21 protein-coding genes are annotated in these 18,536 nt (G+C 34.6%); 13 read left to right on the top strand and 8 right to left on the bottom strand.

Annotated features, from left to right (window positions below; translation table 11 throughout):
• Positions 1-4: 4 nt before the first annotated feature.
• From JEM49_RS01250 to rpsI, 6 genes are all read left to right on the top strand, one after another.
• Entirely contained in the window at positions 5-856 is an 852-nt protein-coding gene (locus JEM49_RS01250) for an energy-coupling factor transporter ATPase (protein ID WP_025005253.1), read from the top strand.
• Complete coding sequence (locus JEM49_RS01245) at positions 832-1,683, top strand: energy-coupling factor transporter ATPase (protein WP_201873298.1); 852 nt, start codon at positions 832-834, stop codon at positions 1,681-1,683. The genes JEM49_RS01250 and JEM49_RS01245 overlap by 25 nt, the downstream gene beginning before the upstream one ends.
• Entirely contained in the window at positions 1,683-2,480 is a 798-nt protein-coding gene (locus JEM49_RS01240; RefSeq protein WP_087175964.1) for an energy-coupling factor transporter transmembrane component T family protein, read from the top strand. Before JEM49_RS01245 ends, JEM49_RS01240 begins: the two co-directional genes overlap by 1 nt.
• A 2-nt stretch (positions 2,481-2,482) precedes the next feature.
• Positions 2,483-3,271 carry a tRNA pseudouridine(38-40) synthase TruA gene (truA, locus tag JEM49_RS01235; RefSeq protein WP_201873296.1) on the top strand — a complete coding sequence of 263 codons (789 nt, stop codon included), beginning with the start codon at positions 2,483-2,485 and terminating at the stop codon, positions 3,269-3,271.
• Positions 3,272-3,375: 104 nt separating this feature from the next.
• Positions 3,376-3,819 (top strand): 50S ribosomal protein L13, encoded by a 444-nt coding sequence (rplM, locus tag JEM49_RS01230; protein WP_025005250.1) that lies wholly within the window; start codon positions 3,376-3,378, stop codon positions 3,817-3,819.
• Between the two features lie 15 nt (positions 3,820-3,834).
• Positions 3,835-4,230, top strand: coding sequence for a 30S ribosomal protein S9 (gene rpsI / locus JEM49_RS01225; RefSeq protein ID WP_003625832.1), 396 nt, complete (start codon positions 3,835-3,837; stop codon positions 4,228-4,230).
• A 67-nt stretch (positions 4,231-4,297) separates the two neighbouring features.
• Here the strand turns inward: rpsI and JEM49_RS01220 are convergent, their stop codons facing one another.
• The 6 genes from JEM49_RS01220 to JEM49_RS01195 form a co-directional block, all read right to left on the bottom strand.
• Positions 4,298-5,350, bottom strand: a complete 1,053-nt coding sequence (locus JEM49_RS01220) for a tyrosine-type recombinase/integrase (protein WP_201873288.1) — start codon at positions 5,348-5,350, stop codon at positions 4,298-4,300.
• 82 nt (positions 5,351-5,432) lie between these two features.
• Positions 5,433-5,621, bottom strand: coding sequence for a hypothetical protein (locus JEM49_RS01215; RefSeq protein WP_201873286.1), 189 nt, complete (start codon positions 5,619-5,621; stop codon positions 5,433-5,435).
• A gap of 5 nt (positions 5,622-5,626) precedes the next feature.
• Positions 5,627-6,481: a rolling circle replication-associated protein gene (locus tag JEM49_RS01210; RefSeq protein ID WP_201873284.1), complete on the bottom strand. Its 855-nt coding sequence runs from the start codon at positions 6,479-6,481 to the stop codon at positions 5,627-5,629.
• Positions 6,482-6,544: 63 nt separating this feature from the next.
• Positions 6,545-7,921 (bottom strand): FtsK/SpoIIIE domain-containing protein, encoded by a 1,377-nt coding sequence (locus JEM49_RS01205; protein WP_201873282.1) that lies wholly within the window; start codon positions 7,919-7,921, stop codon positions 6,545-6,547.
• Positions 7,922-7,924: 3 nt separating this feature from the next.
• Entirely contained in the window at positions 7,925-8,302 is a 378-nt protein-coding gene (locus tag JEM49_RS01200) for a hypothetical protein (RefSeq protein ID WP_201873281.1), read from the bottom strand.
• 513 nt (positions 8,303-8,815) lie between these two features.
• Positions 8,816-11,674: a class I SAM-dependent DNA methyltransferase gene (locus JEM49_RS01195; protein WP_201873280.1), complete on the bottom strand. Its 2,859-nt coding sequence runs from the start codon at positions 11,672-11,674 to the stop codon at positions 8,816-8,818.
• A gap of 91 nt (positions 11,675-11,765) precedes the next feature.
• Here JEM49_RS01195 and JEM49_RS01190 point away from each other — a divergent pair, with 91 nt between their 5' ends.
• The gene (locus JEM49_RS01190) at positions 11,766-12,392 is read left to right on the top strand and encodes a DUF4145 domain-containing protein (protein ID WP_201873279.1); all 627 of its coding nucleotides are present in this window, start codon (positions 11,766-11,768) and stop codon (positions 12,390-12,392) included.
• A gap of 310 nt (positions 12,393-12,702) precedes the next feature.
• Here the strand turns inward: JEM49_RS01190 and JEM49_RS01185 are convergent, their stop codons facing one another.
• Together JEM49_RS01185 and JEM49_RS01180 are read right to left on the bottom strand one after the other, a co-directional pair.
• Entirely contained in the window at positions 12,703-13,287 is a 585-nt protein-coding gene (locus tag JEM49_RS01185; RefSeq protein ID WP_025005249.1) for a DJ-1 family glyoxalase III, read from the bottom strand.
• 41 nt (positions 13,288-13,328) lie between these two features.
• A complete protein-coding gene (locus JEM49_RS01180) occupies positions 13,329-13,988 on the bottom strand; it encodes an HAD family hydrolase (RefSeq protein ID WP_087175966.1) in 660 nt (219 codons plus the stop codon).
• A gap of 73 nt (positions 13,989-14,061) precedes the next feature.
• Between JEM49_RS01180 and JEM49_RS01175 the strand changes: the two genes are divergently transcribed.
• The 6 genes from JEM49_RS01175 (at position 14,062) to JEM49_RS01150 (ending at position 18,425) form a co-directional block, all read left to right on the top strand.
• Positions 14,062-14,820, top strand: coding sequence for a sulfite exporter TauE/SafE family protein (locus JEM49_RS01175; RefSeq protein ID WP_087175967.1), 759 nt, complete (start codon positions 14,062-14,064; stop codon positions 14,818-14,820).
• A gap of 39 nt (positions 14,821-14,859) precedes the next feature.
• Positions 14,860-15,540 (top strand): histidine phosphatase family protein, encoded by a 681-nt coding sequence (locus JEM49_RS01170; protein ID WP_025005247.1) that lies wholly within the window; start codon positions 14,860-14,862, stop codon positions 15,538-15,540.
• Positions 15,541-15,602: 62 nt separating this feature from the next.
• On the top strand, positions 15,603-16,502 hold the full coding sequence (locus tag JEM49_RS01165) for a cation diffusion facilitator family transporter (RefSeq protein WP_201873278.1): 900 nt from the start codon (positions 15,603-15,605) through the stop codon (positions 16,500-16,502).
• 8 nt (positions 16,503-16,510) lie between these two features.
• Entirely contained in the window at positions 16,511-16,693 is a 183-nt protein-coding gene (locus JEM49_RS01160) for a DUF308 domain-containing protein (protein ID WP_201873277.1), read from the top strand.
• Between the two features lie 12 nt (positions 16,694-16,705).
• On the top strand, positions 16,706-17,386 hold the full coding sequence (locus tag JEM49_RS01155; protein ID WP_087175968.1) for a 2,3-bisphosphoglycerate-dependent phosphoglycerate mutase: 681 nt from the start codon (positions 16,706-16,708) through the stop codon (positions 17,384-17,386).
• Between the two features lie 103 nt (positions 17,387-17,489).
• Positions 17,490-18,425 carry an AAA family ATPase gene (locus JEM49_RS01150; protein WP_025005243.1) on the top strand — a complete coding sequence of 312 codons (936 nt, stop codon included), beginning with the start codon at positions 17,490-17,492 and terminating at the stop codon, positions 18,423-18,425.
• Positions 18,426-18,536: the final 111 nt, after the last annotated feature.

The raw sequence follows: 18,536 nt of genomic DNA, 5'->3' as shown, positions 1-18,536 counted from the left end.
CAGCATGCCTAAGGATGATGCTGTTGAGTTTCAACATGTCAAGTTTACTTATCCAGATACAAAAAAAGCTGTTTTAAAGGATGTTAATTTTACAGTAAAAAAAGGGTCATGGACGTCTTTAATTGGACATAATGGTAGCGGAAAATCAACAATTTCCAAGTTGATCAATGGTTTACTGTTACCAGATGAGAATTCTAATAGTAAAATTACGGTTTTAGGTACACCTGTGACAGCTGAAAATATCTGGAATATTAGAGAAAAAGTTGGAATAGTTTTTCAAAATCCAGATAATCAATTTGTTGGTGCTACTGTAGGGGATGACGTAGCTTTTGGCTTAGAAAATCGCGGCGTACCTAGAGAAGAAATGATAAAAACAGTAAGGAACGTTTTATCTGAAGTAGGCATGTTGGAATATATTGACTCTGAACCCGCTAATCTCTCTGGTGGACAAAAGCAAAGAATAGCTATTGCTGGAATACTAGCTGTCGAACCCAAAATTATTATTTTAGATGAATCTACTTCTATGCTTGATCCGAGTGGGAGAAAACAAGTTCTTAAAATAATTAGTGAGTTGATGCAGAAAAAGGATTTAACGGTTATTTCCATTACACATGATATCGATGAAGCCAGTATGGCAGATAGTGTGATTGTTTTAAATGATGGTGAAATAATTGATCAGGATTCACCAGAAAAGATTTTTAATAAAACTTCTATGCTTAAACAAATAGGGTTAGATATTCCATTTACTAATAAATTAATACTGGAATTAAATAAAAATGGGATTCGAGTGCCCCAGAATGTAAAAACGAAAGATGAGTTGAAGCAATATCTATGTCAATTAAATTTGAAAATGTAAATTATGTTTATTCTCCTGGAACAACAATGGAGAAAAAAGGGTTAGACAATGTTTCTTTTGAATTATTAGACAATAGTTTTATTGCATTAATCGGACATACAGGTAGTGGAAAATCGACTTTAATGCAGCATTTTAATGCATTGCTAAAACCAAGTTCAGGAACAATTGATATAGCGGGATATCATATTACGTCCCAAACTGGAAATAAGAACTTAAAAAAACTGCGTAAAGAAGTAGGATTAGTGTTTCAATTTCCAGAAAGTCAATTATTTGAAAACACTGTACTTGATGATGTGAAATTTGGTCCAAAAAACTTTGGAATGAGTGATAAAGAGGCCGAAGCTAAAGCAAAGAAATGGCTAGAGCAAGTGGGGGTGTCAACGGATGTGATTTCTAAGTCTCCATTTGAGCTTTCTGGGGGACAGATGAGACGCGTTGCAATTGCAGGTGTAATGGTCAATGAACCTCAAATACTCTGTCTGGATGAGCCTGGAGCGGGATTAGATCCACGAGCTCGAGAAGAAATGATGCAGATTTTTGTGAATTATCAAAAGGCCGGTCATACTGTTATTTTGGTTACTCATAATATGGATGATGTTGCTAAATATGCGGATGATGTTTTAGTAATGGAACACGGAAAATTAATTAAACATGATAAACCACAAAAAGTTTTTGAAAATGAGGAATGGTTAAAAAAGCATTATTTAGATGAACCTACTTCTAGTTTGTTTGCATCATCGTTAAAGGGCTTCAGATTTAAAGAAAATCCGTTGACAATCAAAGAATTAGTTGATGGAATTAAGGAAAATGTGCAGGGGGGAGTTTAATGAGTAAGATAATTATTGGACGATATATTCCAGGTGATTCTCTTGTTTATAAAATGGATCCCCGAGGTAAATTATTAATCACTATTTTGTTTATTTTGGCCATCTTTTTAGCCAATAATCCTATTACTTATGCAATTATTACCTTATTTTGCTTTTTAGCGATAATTGCTACAGGATTAAAAGCTCGAGTGTTTTTGAATGGTGTTAAACCTTTAATAGGCTTAATTTTCTTTACTTCCCTATTACAATTGTTTTTTATGACTGGTGGCAAAGTTTTTTGGCATTGGTGGATATTTAGTATTTCAAGCTATGGTATCGTAAATGCGATATATATTTTTGTCCGTTTCACGTTAATCATTTTGATTTCCACAGTAATGACGGTGACGACTATGCCTCTGGAGATAGCAGATGCAATGGAATGGTTACTTAAGCCTTTAAAAGTGGTGAAAGTTCCTGTAGATAAAATTGCACTCGTCATTTCGATTGCTTTACGTTTTGTTCCGACTTTATTTGATGAGACATTAAAAATCATGAATGCTCAAAGATCACGTGGAGCGGATTTTAATGATGGTGGCTTAATAAAAAGAGCTAAAGCAATCGCACCGATTCTTATCCCATTATTCATTCACTCACTTGAGACAGCGATTGATCTCTCTACTGCGATGGAATCACGTGGATATCGTGGGAGTGAAGGAAGAACCAAATATCGAGTTTTAAATTGGTCAAAATATGATTTGATTTCTTTGGCATATTTTGTTTTGTTGGTAGGACTATTGTTAATTTTTAGGACACATTAATTATGGCAACTAGATATAAGATGACAATGGCATATGATGGTCATTTATTTCATGGCTTTCAGCTGCAGCCAGATCAACGTACAGTTCAGGGAACCGTTGAAGATGCATTAAAGAAAATGACTAAGGGAAAACGCATTATTGTTCAAGGCTCTGGTAGAACAGATGCTGGAGTTCATGCTGTTGGACAGGTAATTCATTTTGATTATCCTGGTAAAACTATTCCAGCTAATCGAATGATCTTGGCGTTAAATTCAATGATGCCAACTGATATTATTTTTAATGATTGTGAAATAGTTAATGAAAATTTTCATGCTAGATATTCTATTCAAGGTAAATGGTATCGCTATCGTGTAAGTTTGGATCATTTTGTTAATCCATTTAAACGGTTTTATACAGGACATTTTCCATATGTGCTAGACGTAGAAAAAATGCAAGAAGCTGCGCAAGACTTGTTAGGCAAACATGATTTTACTAGTTTTGCGGCAAGCGGTGGGCAAATAGAAGATAAAGTTAGAACAATTTATTATGTAAACATTGTTAAGGACGAAAAAGAGAATGAAATAATATTCGATTTTATTGGTTCTGGTTTTTTATACAATATGGTTCGAATTATGGTTGCTGCATTGCTTGAAATCGGCAATGGACGGCGTCCAATTCATGATTTAAAGCGTGTAATTGCCGCTAAAGATAGGCAGGAAGTACGACAAACGGCTCAAGCAAGTGGTCTTTATCTTTATCATGTTTTTTATGATGAAATACCACAAAAATATAGATTAGACCAGCATTTATAATTGACTTTTTAGCAAAAAGGACGTACTCTAGTATAGTATGTTTGTCCACGATAGGCCCCGGAAACTTATTGTTTTCAAACTGCAAATAAACGGAGGAATTTAAATTGCGTACTACACCATTAGCAAAATCTAGTGAAATCGAACGTAAGTGGTACATTGTTGATGCAACTGACGTATCTTTAGGTCGTCTTTCTGCAGCTGTAGCCACTATTTTGAGAGGTAAGAACAAGCCTCAATACACACCTAATGTTGATACCGGTGATAACGTTATTGTTATCAACGCTTCAAAGATTAAGTTGACTGGTAAAAAGGCTTCAGACAAGTTCTACTACCACCACTCAGAATGGCGTGGTGGCTTGAAGGCTGTTTCATACGGCGAGTTGCTTGCTAATAACCCAGTTAAGATGGTTGAAATCTCAGTTAAGGGTATGCTTCCAAAGAACACTCTTGGTCATCATGAATTCATGAAGATGCATGTTTATGCTGGCGAAGACCACAAGCACGAAGCACAAAAGCCTGAAAAGTTAGATATCAACAAGTTAATTTAATTAGGAGGTTAAATAATGGCACAACAAGCTGCATACACAGGTACTGGTCGCCGCAAGGATTCAGTTGCGCGTGTTCGTTTAGTACCAGGTAACGGTAAGATCACTGTTAACGGTAAAGATGTTGATCAATACATTCCATACCCTAACTTGGTTAAAGATTTAAAGCAACCTTTAACATTAACTGAAACTGAAGGTCAATACGACGTTCACGTTAATGTTAACGGTGGTGGTTTCTCTGGCCAAGCTGGAGCTATCCGTCACGGTATTGCACGTGCTCTTCTTGAAGTTGACCCAGACTTCCGTGGTCCACTTAAGAAGGCAGGTTTCTTAACTCGTGACCCAAGAATGAAGGAAAGAAAGAAGCCAGGTTTGAAGAAAGCCCGTAAAGCTTCACAATTCTCAAAGCGTTAATATTTCATACTGGTTTTGTTGTTATATCAACGTTTATTAAAAACTGCATGGTAACTTATGGTAACAATCATAGGTTAGCTAAAAGTTTCAAAGCGTCAGCGTCCTGCTGATGCTTTTTTTCTGGCATTAATTCTAGATAATATTTTTCAGTAGTTAAAATACTATCATGACCTAGGCGTTTAGAAACATAGGTTAAAGGTAAGTTATTAGCAAATAAAAAAGAAGCGTGGGTATCTCGCAGACCATGGAATGTGGTAGGTGAGATGCCTATTTTGTTTAGCAATCTTTTTAATTTGTCGGAAAGTTTGAATGAATACCAATCAAAGATATACCCATTCTCTTTTACAGGGATGTTTTTAACTAAATCCCAAACCTCTTTATTAACTGATACACTGCGTCTTGAGCCTTTAGTTTTAAGGTGAGTGTCATCACTAGTTGGGCTAATTGATCTTCTAACATTGACGCAATAGTATTGCCCATCAAAGTATAGATCATCTGGCTTTAAGCCAAGAATTTCACCACGACGCAAACCAGTAGAGATTTCAAGTAACACTAACAAGTTAAATTCATTGTTAGTATGTTGAAGCAGATAATGCTTTAATGAAGTTAAATCAGTAATTGATAATGCTTTATTTTTCTTTTTCTGTTCTTGACCATGAGCTTTAAGTAGACTTGCAAAATCATTAGTTAAATAGCCTTTAGCATAAGCATAACGCAAAGAAGTCCGAATCTTCTTAAGCAATTCAACTACTGTTTTTTGAGAGTGCGTTTCACCATATTTATCTAATACGGTTTGCATTTGCACATCATCAAGATTACCAAGTTTTGCAGTAGGGAACAGCTTATTAACTACTTTAATAGCTTGTTTGTAATTATTAAAAGTGGTCGGTCTAACATCATTTACTTTAACAGTATTGACCCATAAAAAGAAAAAATCTTTGAAGAGTGAGTTTCTTTCAGCAATTTGTTTACCACTTGCTTTATCTAATTCTAAACGTAAAGCCCAAATTTTAGCTTCTTCTTCGCTGTTAAATGTTTTTGTTAGTAAATCACGCTTTCCGTGTTGAGTAACTGATACCATGGCTCTAAATGAATTGCCACGCTTTTGAATAAATGACATTGATTGTCTTCCTTTCGTAATAAAAAAGGCCGACAGCCAATCTGTTTAAATTTACTTTAACAGGACTGCCGACCTTCTTCAATTAAATTTTAGAGAAGCCTCTCTCATGAGTTTCAATGAATTGATCAATACTTTCTTTGGTGTATCGTTCAACATGATCACTCAGGTAGAAACGCTTAAAATCAGGATTTGCTCTAAATGCTTTATCAAAGCTTTTTTCGGCAATTCCAACATATGCGCTGGCTTCTTTTCTAGTTAAGAGTTTTGCCATCTTGATTAATCCTTTCGATTAAAAAGATTATTGTAATATTCAGTCTTAAAGTCTTTTTGTACGCCATTAATTACTCTGTATTTTTCAGCTATAAAGTTGGGTTTCATATTTGAATTAATTTTATTTTGTTCAAATATTTCACTTTTTTTGGCCGTTTTTTCTATCGGTTTTTTAATGCCACGTGAAGCTCTGTAGATGCGCAGACCCTTTGGATACATGTGAAGTCTTAGACCTTTTTTTATTTTTGAACTATGTTGCTTTTTTTCTTCTTCAGTGGACGGAAGTTTTACGTCGCTAACATAAGCCATTACGTAAGCAGCTACATTATCAGATTCTTTAAGGCGTTTAACATTAACAAATCCTTTTTTCCAATACTTATCGGCAAGATCATTATTAGAGATAAATAATTTTTTGCCAGTAGTATCTTTTAGCAGAACATGAAAATGCCAAGCTCCTCTTAATTGTGGTTCAATGACTGCAATATATTCGATATGCTTATAGTCTTTACTTAATCGTTGCATGAATACCTTAAAGTAGGTATAAGCTTTAGCGCTGTCTGTTAGGTTCTCTTTAAAAGTTAAGGTGATCCACAGTTCATTAACTCCACCGAAGAAGTTATTAGCAATTAGTCTACGTAGTTTTCTCATGGTACTCTGCACACTTTTGTAATTGTCGGACCTGTTTTTAGCATCAGTTTTCATCTTTTTGATTTCACCTGTAGCTAGTTCAACATATCTGTGGCCTTTAATTACTCTAGTTTTTTGCTTTCTTTTGCCAATAGAATTCGTCAATTCGAGAGTATCGCCATATCGATAACTTTTCACAACTGAATCATTGTTAATAGGTTTATCAGACTGCATTTTTACTTCTTTTGTTTGACGTTAATCAAGTTAAAGGCACACGGTAAACCGTGTGCCGCCATCCTAGTCAGGATACTGACTGGCTGGCACTTTTGAGCATTCCAATAGCTTATCATCACTTTGTGACTTAAGAACATCTTTGAAGATCTTTTCAAAATTCAAGTCACTTAAATCTGGAGAAGTAAAAGGTTGAATTACATTACCATTAGAATTGCCTTCCATCCATAGCAACCCTTCACCTTGAGAAAGTTTAACTTGAGGAATGTCATATTCATAGCCAAAAGTAGCCTTAAGACTTTGTTCAGGTTCTTGCCCCATAGCAACAACAAGTCCCATTTGTTCACGCATGGCGGTTGAAAATTGAGATCCAGTTGAAGCACGTGCTTGTTGCATTACATAAATTGCCATGAAAGAGTATTGCCGACCTAAAAGATTAATTTGAGTTAGTAAAGCATCTAGCTTTTTCTTTTCAGCTGTATTGAGCTGAGCAGTAAAAGCAGCATACTCTTCAAAGATAAGGACATACGCAGGCATACCAAGATCTTGGGCAGTAATTGCAAAGCTTCTATGTTTTTCAACCCAGTGAATTCTCTGTCTTAGTAGATCAACAAATCTTTCGAGAAAAGCAAATACATCTTGTTTATCATTTCCAACTACTCGGCTTCTCATTTCAGGTATATGACGTAAACGGTAAGCGTCACTTTCCTTAGGATCAACTATAAAAAGCTGTGTTCCAGCTGAAGCCATCTGCATGATTATTGAGAAAATTAGCCAAGACTTACCGCTATTTCGTGGGCCAGTCAACAATGCATTAGGATGCTTTATATAATCCCAGTTAAGTTTTTTAGCAAGGCGGACTAGTGGTTCATGAGTATGAATGAGTCTAAGCCCATTAAGTTGGTTTTGTTGAAAATCATCAATGATATCAAAAATCATCCAATTATTTTTAACATGATGACTGATCACCATCTTGTTAAAGCCTAAGGAATTTAAGTAACTTTCAACTTCACGACTAGCCTGATCAAGTTTCGTATAAAGTCCAGGCAGAATAGCAATCATAAAGCAATTTTCGTGATAAATTACATCAGGGTAGACAATGTGTTCAGTGTCTTTATCACTTTGGACAAAAAGATCGTTGCCATAAAGCCAAGGATACAAGTTCTTTCTTTTAAGCACCTCATATTGCTTAGGCTCTTTTCCCTTAGCCCATCTATAAAGATAGATTAATCCGCAAATGCTACCGACTACAACACCAATCTTAAAGATCATAAGACCTAAGTTGTGAGCAAGATCAGTAAAAATCTTTGTAGGATCTGCATCACCAATAATAGTGATGGTAAGCCCACCAATAATAAATAAGACTGATAGTAATGAAAGTACTAAAAGTGGAGAGTAAGTTCTCACTGTAGTTGGCTTTCTATGAGTTGTACCATTTTGCATGAATTATTCTCCTTGCTTTTTTGGGAAAATGATTCTATCTGCCGTTAAAGAATAATGAACTGTTGCAAAGGTAGAATCTTGTTGACTAGTTGCGTACACAGACGTAACTCGTAAGTTTTCAAACTGGATGCCAGTTACGAACTGGTTGATTACTGGAGTGTCGCCAGTAATGTGAACCGTCAGATTCTTACCCCCATTTGGGTTAACGACTGCTTCGCCGTTCTTCTTAGCAGGGTAGTTGTTGCGATCCTGTAAGATGATGGCAGTAGCGGTTGCTTGACCATTAACGTTAAGAGTTGTTTTTATTAAGGCAACTTCGCAACTTCTTAAGAAGTTTTGAATGCCGTTGTTGGCGATTACTACACCGTTTAAGTCGTTCATTAAAGAACCTCCGTTTGTTTAATAAAGCAGTTAAAACTGCTCTTGTAATAATTTTTTGAGCGAAAAAAGGAAGATATTAACAAAAGTTAAAATCTTCCTCTTCAGTAATTATTCAATTTTATAATAACAGTTTATTCACCAGATTTAACCGTGCGGAATTAGGGGCAAACTAACCCCACTAAAGAATAAACAAAACCTTTTAACTAGTGCATGATTTAGCTCTAGCTTTTTACTTAAATAAACAATTAACCATTATCTAATATTCAAGAAGATATTAGATAATAATTTCCTTTAAAAAATAATGTAACCTTTAAGTAGCCTAACTAAGAAGCTACTTGATTCTTTAAAATAATCAATAATCTTTAAAAATATACCTTAAATTACTTATATACAAGTTGAGCCTTTGCCCTTCTCAACTTGTAATTTTATTTAAGCATGGTTTAAAAATTGTGTCAAATAAAATCACAAAAAGAGAATTAATTTTATTGCACAATACTTATTAGTAACATTGGTTTACTTCTTCTTACTCTTTCTTACTTCTTTATTCAATTTTTCATAAAATAAAAATAATTTTCGAATAATTTCGCTTTCTGAAAGAGAAGAAGATAAACCGTAAATTTTAGCTACTATGTCATCATTTTTTTGATGTGCTTTAATTAATTCAATAGGCATAGATTTTGGATTATATAAGTCAGCTAGGGATGCATCATTATATAGATCACGAGCATTTAAAATATTTTTCGCAGAATCTATTAGTTGTTCTTTTTCTTTGTTGCTGAATTGTTTCCATGGGAAGTTAGTATATACAGCGGGAGAATAACTGTATCTAGTTTCCAATCTACCAGCTACAGTTCTTACCCAAGTCATGTGAAGTTCGGAAATAAGAACACTAAAAATCCAAAGTTGATCACTTGGAATTAAGTAAAGTTTATTACTTGCAATGACATTTTTAGATAAGAAAGCAATAGGAATATACTTTCTATTTTCAGATGAAACTTCAGGCACTGCAATATAGTCTGTTTCAGGTTGCCTAATCTGCGTAAACAAATAAGGAGTAACTTCAGCATTATTTCTAACAGCGTCTGTAGAACTATTTTTTCTAGCTTCAATGACTGTATTTAGTCTATCAAGTATAAACTTATTTTTTGAAAATCTAGCAGGGCTAATATCTTTTAACCATAAGCAGTAGCGCTTTTTTCCTTTAATCAGTTCGTTAGAACCAAGATATAAATCAACTAGATCACTATCATTTGGGTATTTTGATAAAAATTTATCCTTTTCTTTAGGGGTCAATATAAGTCCGCCACCATCTGTTGGCTGGCTGCCTTTATGCATTTCGGGCATGTTAAAAGGAGGCTTAGATTTTCTTGATTGAATATAGATGTTGTCAAAATCAGTGAGATAACCATTAAGATAAGAAACTACTTTTTTATTTGCTACTTCATCCTCAAACAGTAAAACATCTCCAGAATAGTTTGTACAAGTGAAGCCAATAATTACACAATGAACATGAGCTTTCATTGTAGCTTCACTATTCCAAACAAAGCTCCTATAAGCAAAAGTAATCGTTACATTTTTATCTTCAAATAAGTGTTTCCAGAGAATACCAACTTGTTCACCTTGAGTGATTGAATTTGTAGATACAAATGCGGTTTTTATGTTTGTTCCCTGCATCATGTTGGCTGCCTTTTCATACCATGCAGAAACATAGTCTAGCTTTCCATGTTTAGGTAATTTACCAAAAACAAGATCCATATCTTCAGTTTGTTCTTTCTTTAATGCTTTATCTTTGGCTGGTAAACTACTTAATCCCTTAAATGGCGGATTTCCCATAATATAGGTTAATTTATATGAAGGGATAACTTTATTCCAGTCTAAACGTAAAGCATTACCTTTATGTATATTCTCGTATGTATCTAAAGGTAAAAAGTTAGTAACACTACCATTTTGTAAACCAGTAGCATTTATTGTTTCTTCATACATTTGAGCTTCTGCAATCCATAAAGCTGTTTTGGCAACTGAAACTGCAAAGTCGTTAATTTCAATGCCATACATTTGTTGGATAGTAATTTGAATTAAATCTTTACTATCAAATGTAAATTCTCCTTGAATGTTTCCGTTTTTATCTTCTCGCTGAATAATAATGGCTTCGTTTTCAAGTTTTCGTAAAGAGAGATAAGTTTCAGTTAAGAAATTTCCTGAACCACATGCTGGGTCGAAGAAATTAAGCTGTGAAAGTTTGGTTTGAAAGTTTTTAGCTCTTGTTTTGCGCTCGCCAAGTTTCTTTTCTTCTTTAATAGACTGTAGTTCTTTTTTTAAATCATCTAAAAACAATGGATCGATTACACGGTGAATATTTTGAACTGATGTATAGTGCATCCCTTCTTCACGTCTGGTTTCCGGATTTAATGTGCTTTCAAAAACAGCACCAAATATTGTAGGAGAGATGTTCTTCCAGTTAAATCCTTGACTAGCTTTATTTAAAAGTAATTCTTTTAACTTTTGAGTAAATGGTGGAATTTCAACTTCATCTTTAAAAAGTCCACCGTTAACATATGGAAAAACCTGAAGATCACTTTCTAAAAATTTAGGTCTGTTTTCTTCGGGTGTATCCAAGGTCTGAAATAAACGTGATAAAGCACCATTCATTTGAACTAGAGTAAATGAATTGAGATAATTAGAAAATTGATTTTTTTTACCAAATAAGCCCGCATCTTCAGCATAGAGGCAGAAAACCAATCTCACACAAAGTTGATTAATATTTTGATAATCTTGTTCAGTAACATCATTACCATATTGTTTTAATATCTCATCATAGATTTTTGCTACTAAATCCCCAGCTTTAATTGATAGATCAGTTTTTTCTTCGATGTTTTTAGTCTCTTTATCAATGAGAAAATCTAATTTATAAATTTCAGTAGGTAATTCATTTAATGGGATAATTACCGGCTGCTTTTGAGGATGATTCATATCGTGTATTTCAAAAGTTTGAAAATTGCATGCTATTATCCATCTAGCATTTTCATTATGTGCGAGATTCTGATTATATCTTAATCCTTGTTCAAATGGTGTTAGTTTTGCGCCATCTGATTGAGTTTCTTTTTTCGATAAAGAGATATTTTGTCCCTTTTGTTCTATTAAAACCTTAGTATTAGGGATATAGACATCAATATATTTCTGACATGATTTATTATCTTCTCCAATGATGGTAACTGGTTTTTCAAAGTCTAAATAATTAGTGGCATTTTTAACGCCAAAAACTAGAGTTAATAAATCAATCCAGAATTTTGAAGTATATTGTTTTTCATTTCCCTTATTTAGCCATTTTTTGACAAAAACTTTGGCATTTTTTTGTTCATCAATTAATTTCATGTTGCAAACCTACCTTTATATAACATTTTACTGAAAACTAGTATAATTAGGAAGTCAATAAAGTTATACCAATATTAGAAAGGAATTTTTCATGAGTCGTGTAATAAGCCAAATAGAAATTGCAGGTAATTATGCTCAATGGGTAAATGTACAAAATTTACCGTCATTAAGTTATACTTGTTGGAACTGTAATACAGTAGTTTCATCAGATCAAGGATATAGATTGGCAATACCTAGTGCTCTTTATAATGACACTCCTGATTACTTAAAAGCAGGAATTTATATATGTCACCGATGTGGTTATCCAACTTTTTTACTTAATGGAATTCAAGTGCCGGGAATTCCTTATGGGAAATCCTTTGAACATGTTCCAGAAGTTGTAAATAATATTTACAATGAAGCCAGAAATTGTTATCAAGCAGATGCTTTCACAGCAGTTATGTTATTATGCAGAAAAATATTAATGCATATTGGTGTTGAACAAGGTGCAGAAGAGAATAAAACTTTTCAATATTATATTGAATATTTAGAAGATCATAATTTAATAACTGCTACAAGCACAAGCTGGGTAGATAAAATAAGACAAATGGGTAATAGGGCAACTCATGACTTAACACAAAGTACTGAAAAAGAAGCGAAAATCATATTAAACTTTACAGCAATGCTTTTAACTACAACTTATGAGTATCCAGCCATGGGAGAAGAACTAGATCAATAAAAAAGAATCTAGCTTTAACTAGATTCTAAGCAGATTGACCATCAGCGTTGGTAACAAATGGTAACTAAACTTTGATTTTTGATACTTTTTAATACTCTTTATTGTCTTTTAAAACATTTTTCTAATTAGGAATGCTGTAATAATAGGCTTTCAAGAGTATTAAAATGTAATAAAACGTCTTAAAAATAGGGTTATGTTTCTCAAAGCGTTAATCTTTGGATTTACGTTTATACAAAAAGCATCCCAATCAGGGATGCTTTTTTGGTGCAATAAAAAACTAAGAACATTTTAGCTCTTAGTTTTCCACAAATTATAAACTATCTTGAATATTATCAGCTAAGTAGTCGTAAAGCATACCATGCTTCAATTGCTTAGTATCAACACCAAGTGCTTCTGCAATAGCGTAAGCAAATGCCCAAGCAGTAGCTGGACCACGGCTAGTCAAAACTTTGTGTTCTTTGTCAGTGACAGTAATTCTTTCACTGAAATGAGCGCTTGGATCATACTTAGCACATTCTTCTTCAATACCTGGATAGCAAGTGAACTCAGCATCTTTTAATACACCATAGCGAGCTAATGCACGAGGAGCAGCACACATTGCAGCATCCCACTTTCCAGCTTCATGACGCTTAACCATTAAATCGCGTAACTTTTCATCATCACGTAAGTTAGCTGAACCAGTCATTCCACCTGGAAAAGCAACTAAATCGTAGTCAAGCAAACTGTTGTCCACAACTTTGTCACAAGTTAACTTAATGTGGTGATCACCATCTACGTCTTTACTGTGCAAGCCGACCATATCACATTCAACATTTAGACGGCGTAATACATCGACTACACTTAAACCTTCAACTTCTTCACAACCATCTGCAAAGATAACAGCAACTTTTGTCATCAAAATCATCCTTTCTAAGTGACATATATTTATTATAACTATTAATCAAGGTCTAGATAAAAATCAAGGTCTGCTAATTTGCTTAAATGTAGGGTAGGACGAGGTGAGATAGGAATTTTATCCTTTTTTGGTGCAAGCCATAAAGATTTTAGATTTGCGTTTTCTGCGCCTTGAATTTCTTCATCTAGATTTGTGCCAATCACGAGAGTACTGTCAGGATCAATCTCAGGATGATCCTTCAATATTTTGAAAAAGATATTTTTACTAGGCAGCTTATCTTTAAAATCGTCTGCAAAATAAGCAAAGTTAAAAGAACTGAGTAATTCAGTTGGCGCAAGACGTGGCTCAATTTGAGCTTTGGTTTCTTTAGCAAGTAAAATTAGACGAAGAGAACCAGTAATTTCATCTAAAAAATCTGTAGCGCCTTTAACTAAGCGAGTTTGTTTTTGCATTTTTTGTGCAAAAACAGCTCGTGTTTCAGCTAAATCTTCTTTTAGGTATGTGGACAAAGCTAGATCGATTTGTTCATCTGTGGATAAAAGCTTAAATTGCTTTTGCAAACTAGTATATTTAATCCGCTCAGCTGGTCCCCAATCTATGCCGTAATGTTTTAAAGTTTGGCGAAGAGCATTTTTTTCAGCTAGTTTTTCATTTAAAAGACTGCCCTCAGGAATAAAAATTAAAGTATTGAATGTAGACATTTGATAACTTCCTTTATGTTAGTAACTACTAGAATTATAATGGATTGGATGATGTAAAGAAAGGGAATAGAAAATGACGATTTGGACGATAATCTTTTTATTGTTAGGTGGAGTAGCTGGCGGCTTACTTTCTTCTATTGCATCAATGGCATCACTTGCCTCGTATCCGGTGCTTTTAGCTGTGGGTATTCCGCCGGTTTTTGCCAATGTAACAAACGATGCCGCATTAATTTGGACTAGTATAGGTTCAACTGTCTCCTCTACGAAAGAGTTAAAGGGACATTGGAAACAGGTCTGGTTTTACACTATTTTTACTGTAGTCGGTTCAATTATTGGCTGCATGCTTTTACTTTCATTTCCATCCAGTGTCTTTGAAAAAGCAGTACCATTTTTCATAGCATTTTCTGGAATTATGATCATTGTTTCAGGCAAACATCATAGTTTGAATACCAAAAAGCAGCCGATGTGGTTAAAGGTGATCTATTTCATTGCGCTTTTAATAATGGGAGCCTACACTGGCTATTTCGGTGCAGCCGGTGGTGTAATAGTACTCGTGCTTTTGACCTACATTACTAATGAAAAATTCATCGTGATTAACGCAATCAAAAATGTGATTTGTGGTTTTGCTAATTTAGTGGCTCTTATTATTTTTATGTTTACTTCGCATATCTATTGGCTGCAGGCAATACCATTAGCCATAGGGATGTTTGCTGGTGGCTATATTGGACCTGCAATTTTAAGGCGAGTGCCAGAGAAGCCAGTTCGAATTTTCATTGCTACACTTGCATTTGTTCAAGCATCATATTTCTTTTATACAGCATATATTCGTTAAGTTTGATACAATGTTTATTAATGTAAAGGGAGGGTTAATATGTCAACAGAAGTTTATTTAGTTCGTCATGGTGAAACCATGTTTAACCAATTGAATAAGGTGCAAGGCTGGTGTGATTCACCACTGACTGTTAAGGGAATTAACGATTTAAAAGTGACTGCTAATGCTTTGAGTCAAGTTCACTTTGATAATATGTATTCATCTGATTTAAAAAGAGCAATTGATACTGTTCATTTAATGAAAGATGCTAACTTGGTCTCAGATATTGGTAAAATTAAAAAGTTGCCTGAATTTCGTGAAGTATTCTTCGGAACTTTTGAAGGTGATGATATTAACCAAACCTGGGATCAAGTAGCAATGGCAGCAGGTATAGGGCATGAAGATAATGTTGCTAAGATTATCAACCAAGTAGGTTTGCGTGAATTTCGTGAAGCTACTAAGAGAGCTGATCCAAGACACTTAGCCGAAGATAAAGATGAGTTAGATAAACGTATGGTTCGTGCCATCGATGTGTTAAAAGATGTGACTAAAAATGAACAAAGAGTTTTATTAGTAACTCATGGTGATTTTATCAAGACTTTATCTATTAAATATTGGAATAAGAGCGATGGTAAGCACGATATCATTTTCCCAGATAATGGAAGTGTCACTCGTGGAATTTTGCACGATAATGGTAAATTTGAAATTGTAGATTACAATGTCAATGCCGAAAAACTGTAAAAATAAGTCCTACTGCATAAGTAGGGCTTTTTTGGTACACTGATAACGGAAGGAAAATATTTATGAATAAAGATCATACAACAAAGCGTTATGTATTTGTTACATTGCTTAATGTGATAATTACTATTGCGGAATTTTTAGGTGGTATTTTATCAGGTTCACTGGCATTGCTTTCAGATGCTGTGCATAACTTAAGCGATGTGGGGGCCATTATTTTATCTTTTGTAGCTCACTTAATTAGTAGAAGAAGTCGCAATCAACGAAAGACTTTTGGCTATGATCGAGCCGAAATCTTGGCTGCGTTTACTAATGGAGTTGTGCTAATAGTTATCAGTGTTGTATTATTCGTCGAAGCTATTCAAAGATTTGGGCAACCGGAACATATTCATGGTGGAATTATGTTAGTTGTATCAATTATCGGACTAGTCGCCAATATTATTTCTATGTTAGCGATGCATCATGATGCTAAAGGAAACTTAAATGTCCGTTCAACATTTATCCACATGCTTAGTGATGCGCTATCTAGTGTGACTGTTGTAATTGGTGCGATTTTTATTTACTTTTGGAATGTAACTTGGCTTGACCCTGTTTTGACAATTCTAGTTTCAGTCTTTGTTTTACATGAGGCTTATGAGATCACGATGAAGGCTGCTAATGTATTGATGGAATCAAATCCTGATATTGATTTAAATTCGGTTAATGACATTGTGCTTTCTTTTCCAGAAGTAAAGAATATTCACCATGTCCATGTATGGCGCTATAGTGATGACTTTATTATGATGGATGCCCATATTAATGTTGATCGCAATCTTCATGCAGATGAGCTTGAGAATCTTTATCAAGATATTGGTAAAAAACTTAAAGCCAAATTGGGTATTAACCATGTGACGTTACAAGCGGAATGCGAACGTGGACGCAATGATAAAATGATCGTTCCAGGCCGTGGGACTAATGAGGATTAGGTGAAAAGATGTTCTCAGTTAATATTTTTACAGCGATAATTGTTTTAATCATGGGAATCTATGACATGTCTTATGCCTTTAATAGACGCAAGCAGCCCAATAATAAGGGCGGCATTAAGGCGTTTATGATTTTGGGGATAATTTTTACAATTGCTGGTATAGTTATAATTGTTAGATGTTTACTTAAATAAAGGATCGATAAAATGGCGAAATTAGTATTGGTTCGACATGGTGAAAGTGTTGCTAACGCTGCAAATGTTTATACGGGCTGGAATGATGTGCCATTAACTAAGAAGGGCGAGCAACAAGCTAAAAAAGCAGGTGAATTGATTAATACTATTTCTGATTTTGCACCAACGCATATTCATACTTCTGTCTTATCTCGTGCCATTGTGACAGCCAATATTGTAGCTGAAACATGCGATTTTTTGTGGCTACCTATGACTAAGACGTGGCGCTTAAATGAACGGCATTATGGCGCCTTGAGAGGCCTCAACAAGGATATCTCACGCAAAGTCTTTGGTGTAGAACAGGTTTTATTATGGCGGCGCAGTTTTGATTCCATTCCGCCCAAGCAGGGATCGCCAATTATTGATCGTCGCTATAAGTTGTGTGATCAACATTTAATGCCGCGTGCAGAGAGTTTGCATCAAACGCAAAAGAGATTGATGCCATATTATTATGATCACATTGCCTCAAGATTGCTTAATGGAGAAGATCAATTAATAGTAGCTCATGGTTCAAGCCTGCGAGCTTTAATCAAAAAACTAGAAAATATTAACAATCACGATATTGTAAACTTGGAAGTGCCTAACGCAGAACCAATTGTTTATACTATGGATGATCAGTTAAATATTGTTAAAAAAGAAATACTTCGGGGGTAAAATGCAGCTTGCTGCATTTTTTTAGTGCTCTTAATAATGATTTTCGCGTATCTATGGTAAAATCTATAATGATTTCTAGTATATTTAGTTTGGAGTATTAGGCATGCGTAAATTATTTTTATTACGAGGTGCACCTGGCTCCGGTAAATCTTCTTTTATTGCACGCCATCACTTAACGCCTTATGCGATTAGTCGAGATCAAATAAGGTTATTATTGGCGGATTTGACAGTTTATTATCAAGAGGATGCGGATGTATTACACCAAGTTATTCCGCGGCACGTAACAGTGCGTACTGAGCAAATGGTGGATCACCTTGTAGAACACAAGATGGAACATGGGGAAACCGTAATTGTCGATGGAACGCATATTGTTCCAAGTGCAATTGAACATTTTAAGTCATGGGTGGATAAGTATCATTATGAATGTTTTGTGGTTGATTTGATGCAACACAATACATTAGAGAATTTGCTTAAACGTAACCAGACAAGAATGCATTATGACTGGGTAAAACCAGAAGTAGTTAAGCAAATGTATCGTTCATATGAAGCCCATCCTGAAGTACCATATTGGGCACACAAGATTGTCCCTAATCAGATGGATCACGCTTTGTCCCAAAGAGAAAGTAATTTAGATAGTTATGCACATGTGATTGCAGTTCCAGATCAAGTGGAAGAAGAAGATTTTCCACATGTGCATATCTCTAATTTCTATTTTTCATTTAATGAAAAGTTTACTGAAAAATATGGTACATATCGCAATGTAGTTTCAATTGCTAAGACCGAAGATGAAGCTGTAAAACAATTTAAGTTACCATACTTTGTATTCAAGTTTCATCACAAGCATTTCTTGATTTCTGCTTACCCAATCAGAAATGAAATGCTTGACCCAATTAGAAAAGTGAAGGGTGTATGGACATATTCAACTGGACTGTACAACGTTGCTGATTTTATTAAAGAATTTCCAGAAAATTCTAAGCAGCACGTTCATCAGTTTAACTTAAGCAAGTTAGACCCAACACGTTTGTTACATATTTGGTAAAAACAAAAAAACACAGTTGGTAAGATTTGAAGTGAGACCTAAAAGTGAGACACTTTTAGGTCTTTTACTATGTCTAAATTTAATAAAGAACAAAAAATAGAAATTTATCGT

Source organism: Lactobacillus sp. A27 (assembly GCF_016742815.1).
In the GTDB taxonomy this organism is placed as follows: Bacteria; Bacillota; Bacilli; order Lactobacillales; family Lactobacillaceae; genus Lactobacillus; species Lactobacillus gallinarum.
The sequence above is the reverse complement of the archived record's forward strand: the minus strand, read 5'-3'. Positions and strand labels throughout refer to the sequence as shown.

What these genes read in the sequence shown, in the direction of transcription:
- JEM49_RS01210 (WP_201873284.1), bottom strand. Translation starts at nt 6,481, where the DNA reads ATGCAGTCTGATAAACCTATTAACAATGATTCAGTTGTGAAAAGTTAT.
- JEM49_RS01185 (WP_025005249.1), bottom strand. Translation starts at nt 13,287, where the DNA reads ATGACAAAAGTTGCTGTTATCTTTGCAGATGGTTGTGAAGAAGTTGAA.
- JEM49_RS01205 (WP_201873282.1), bottom strand. Translation starts at nt 7,921, where the DNA reads ATGCAAAATGGTACAACTCATAGAAAGCCAACTACAGTGAGAACTTAC.
- JEM49_RS01170 (WP_025005247.1), top strand. Translation starts at nt 14,860, where the DNA reads ATGTCAACAGAAGTTTATTTAGTTCGTCATGGTGAAACCATGTTTAAC.
- JEM49_RS01250 (WP_025005253.1), top strand. Translation starts at nt 5, where the DNA reads ATGCCTAAGGATGATGCTGTTGAGTTTCAACATGTCAAGTTTACTTAT.
- JEM49_RS01165 (WP_201873278.1), top strand. Translation starts at nt 15,603, where the DNA reads ATGAATAAAGATCATACAACAAAGCGTTATGTATTTGTTACATTGCTT.
- JEM49_RS01245 (WP_201873298.1), top strand. Translation starts at nt 832, where the DNA reads ATGTCAATTAAATTTGAAAATGTAAATTATGTTTATTCTCCTGGAACA.
- JEM49_RS01175 (WP_087175967.1), top strand. Translation starts at nt 14,062, where the DNA reads ATGACGATTTGGACGATAATCTTTTTATTGTTAGGTGGAGTAGCTGGC.
- JEM49_RS01240 (WP_087175964.1), top strand. Translation starts at nt 1,683, where the DNA reads ATGAGTAAGATAATTATTGGACGATATATTCCAGGTGATTCTCTTGTT.
- truA (WP_201873296.1), top strand. Translation starts at nt 2,483, where the DNA reads ATGGCAACTAGATATAAGATGACAATGGCATATGATGGTCATTTATTT.
- JEM49_RS01155 (WP_087175968.1), top strand. Translation starts at nt 16,706, where the DNA reads ATGGCGAAATTAGTATTGGTTCGACATGGTGAAAGTGTTGCTAACGCT.
- JEM49_RS01195 (WP_201873280.1), bottom strand. Translation starts at nt 11,674, where the DNA reads ATGAAATTAATTGATGAACAAAAAAATGCCAAAGTTTTTGTCAAAAAA.
- JEM49_RS01215 (WP_201873286.1), bottom strand. Translation starts at nt 5,621, where the DNA reads ATGGCAAAACTCTTAACTAGAAAAGAAGCCAGCGCATATGTTGGAATT.
- JEM49_RS01150 (WP_025005243.1), top strand. Translation starts at nt 17,490, where the DNA reads ATGCGTAAATTATTTTTATTACGAGGTGCACCTGGCTCCGGTAAATCT.
- JEM49_RS01200 (WP_201873281.1), bottom strand. Translation starts at nt 8,302, where the DNA reads ATGAACGACTTAAACGGTGTAGTAATCGCCAACAACGGCATTCAAAAC.
- JEM49_RS01220 (WP_201873288.1), bottom strand. Translation starts at nt 5,350, where the DNA reads ATGTCATTTATTCAAAAGCGTGGCAATTCATTTAGAGCCATGGTATCA.
- rpsI (WP_003625832.1), top strand. Translation starts at nt 3,835, where the DNA reads ATGGCACAACAAGCTGCATACACAGGTACTGGTCGCCGCAAGGATTCA.
- JEM49_RS01180 (WP_087175966.1), bottom strand. Translation starts at nt 13,988, where the DNA reads ATGTCTACATTCAATACTTTAATTTTTATTCCTGAGGGCAGTCTTTTA.
- JEM49_RS01190 (WP_201873279.1), top strand. Translation starts at nt 11,766, where the DNA reads ATGAGTCGTGTAATAAGCCAAATAGAAATTGCAGGTAATTATGCTCAA.
- JEM49_RS01160 (WP_201873277.1), top strand. Translation starts at nt 16,511, where the DNA reads ATGTTCTCAGTTAATATTTTTACAGCGATAATTGTTTTAATCATGGGA.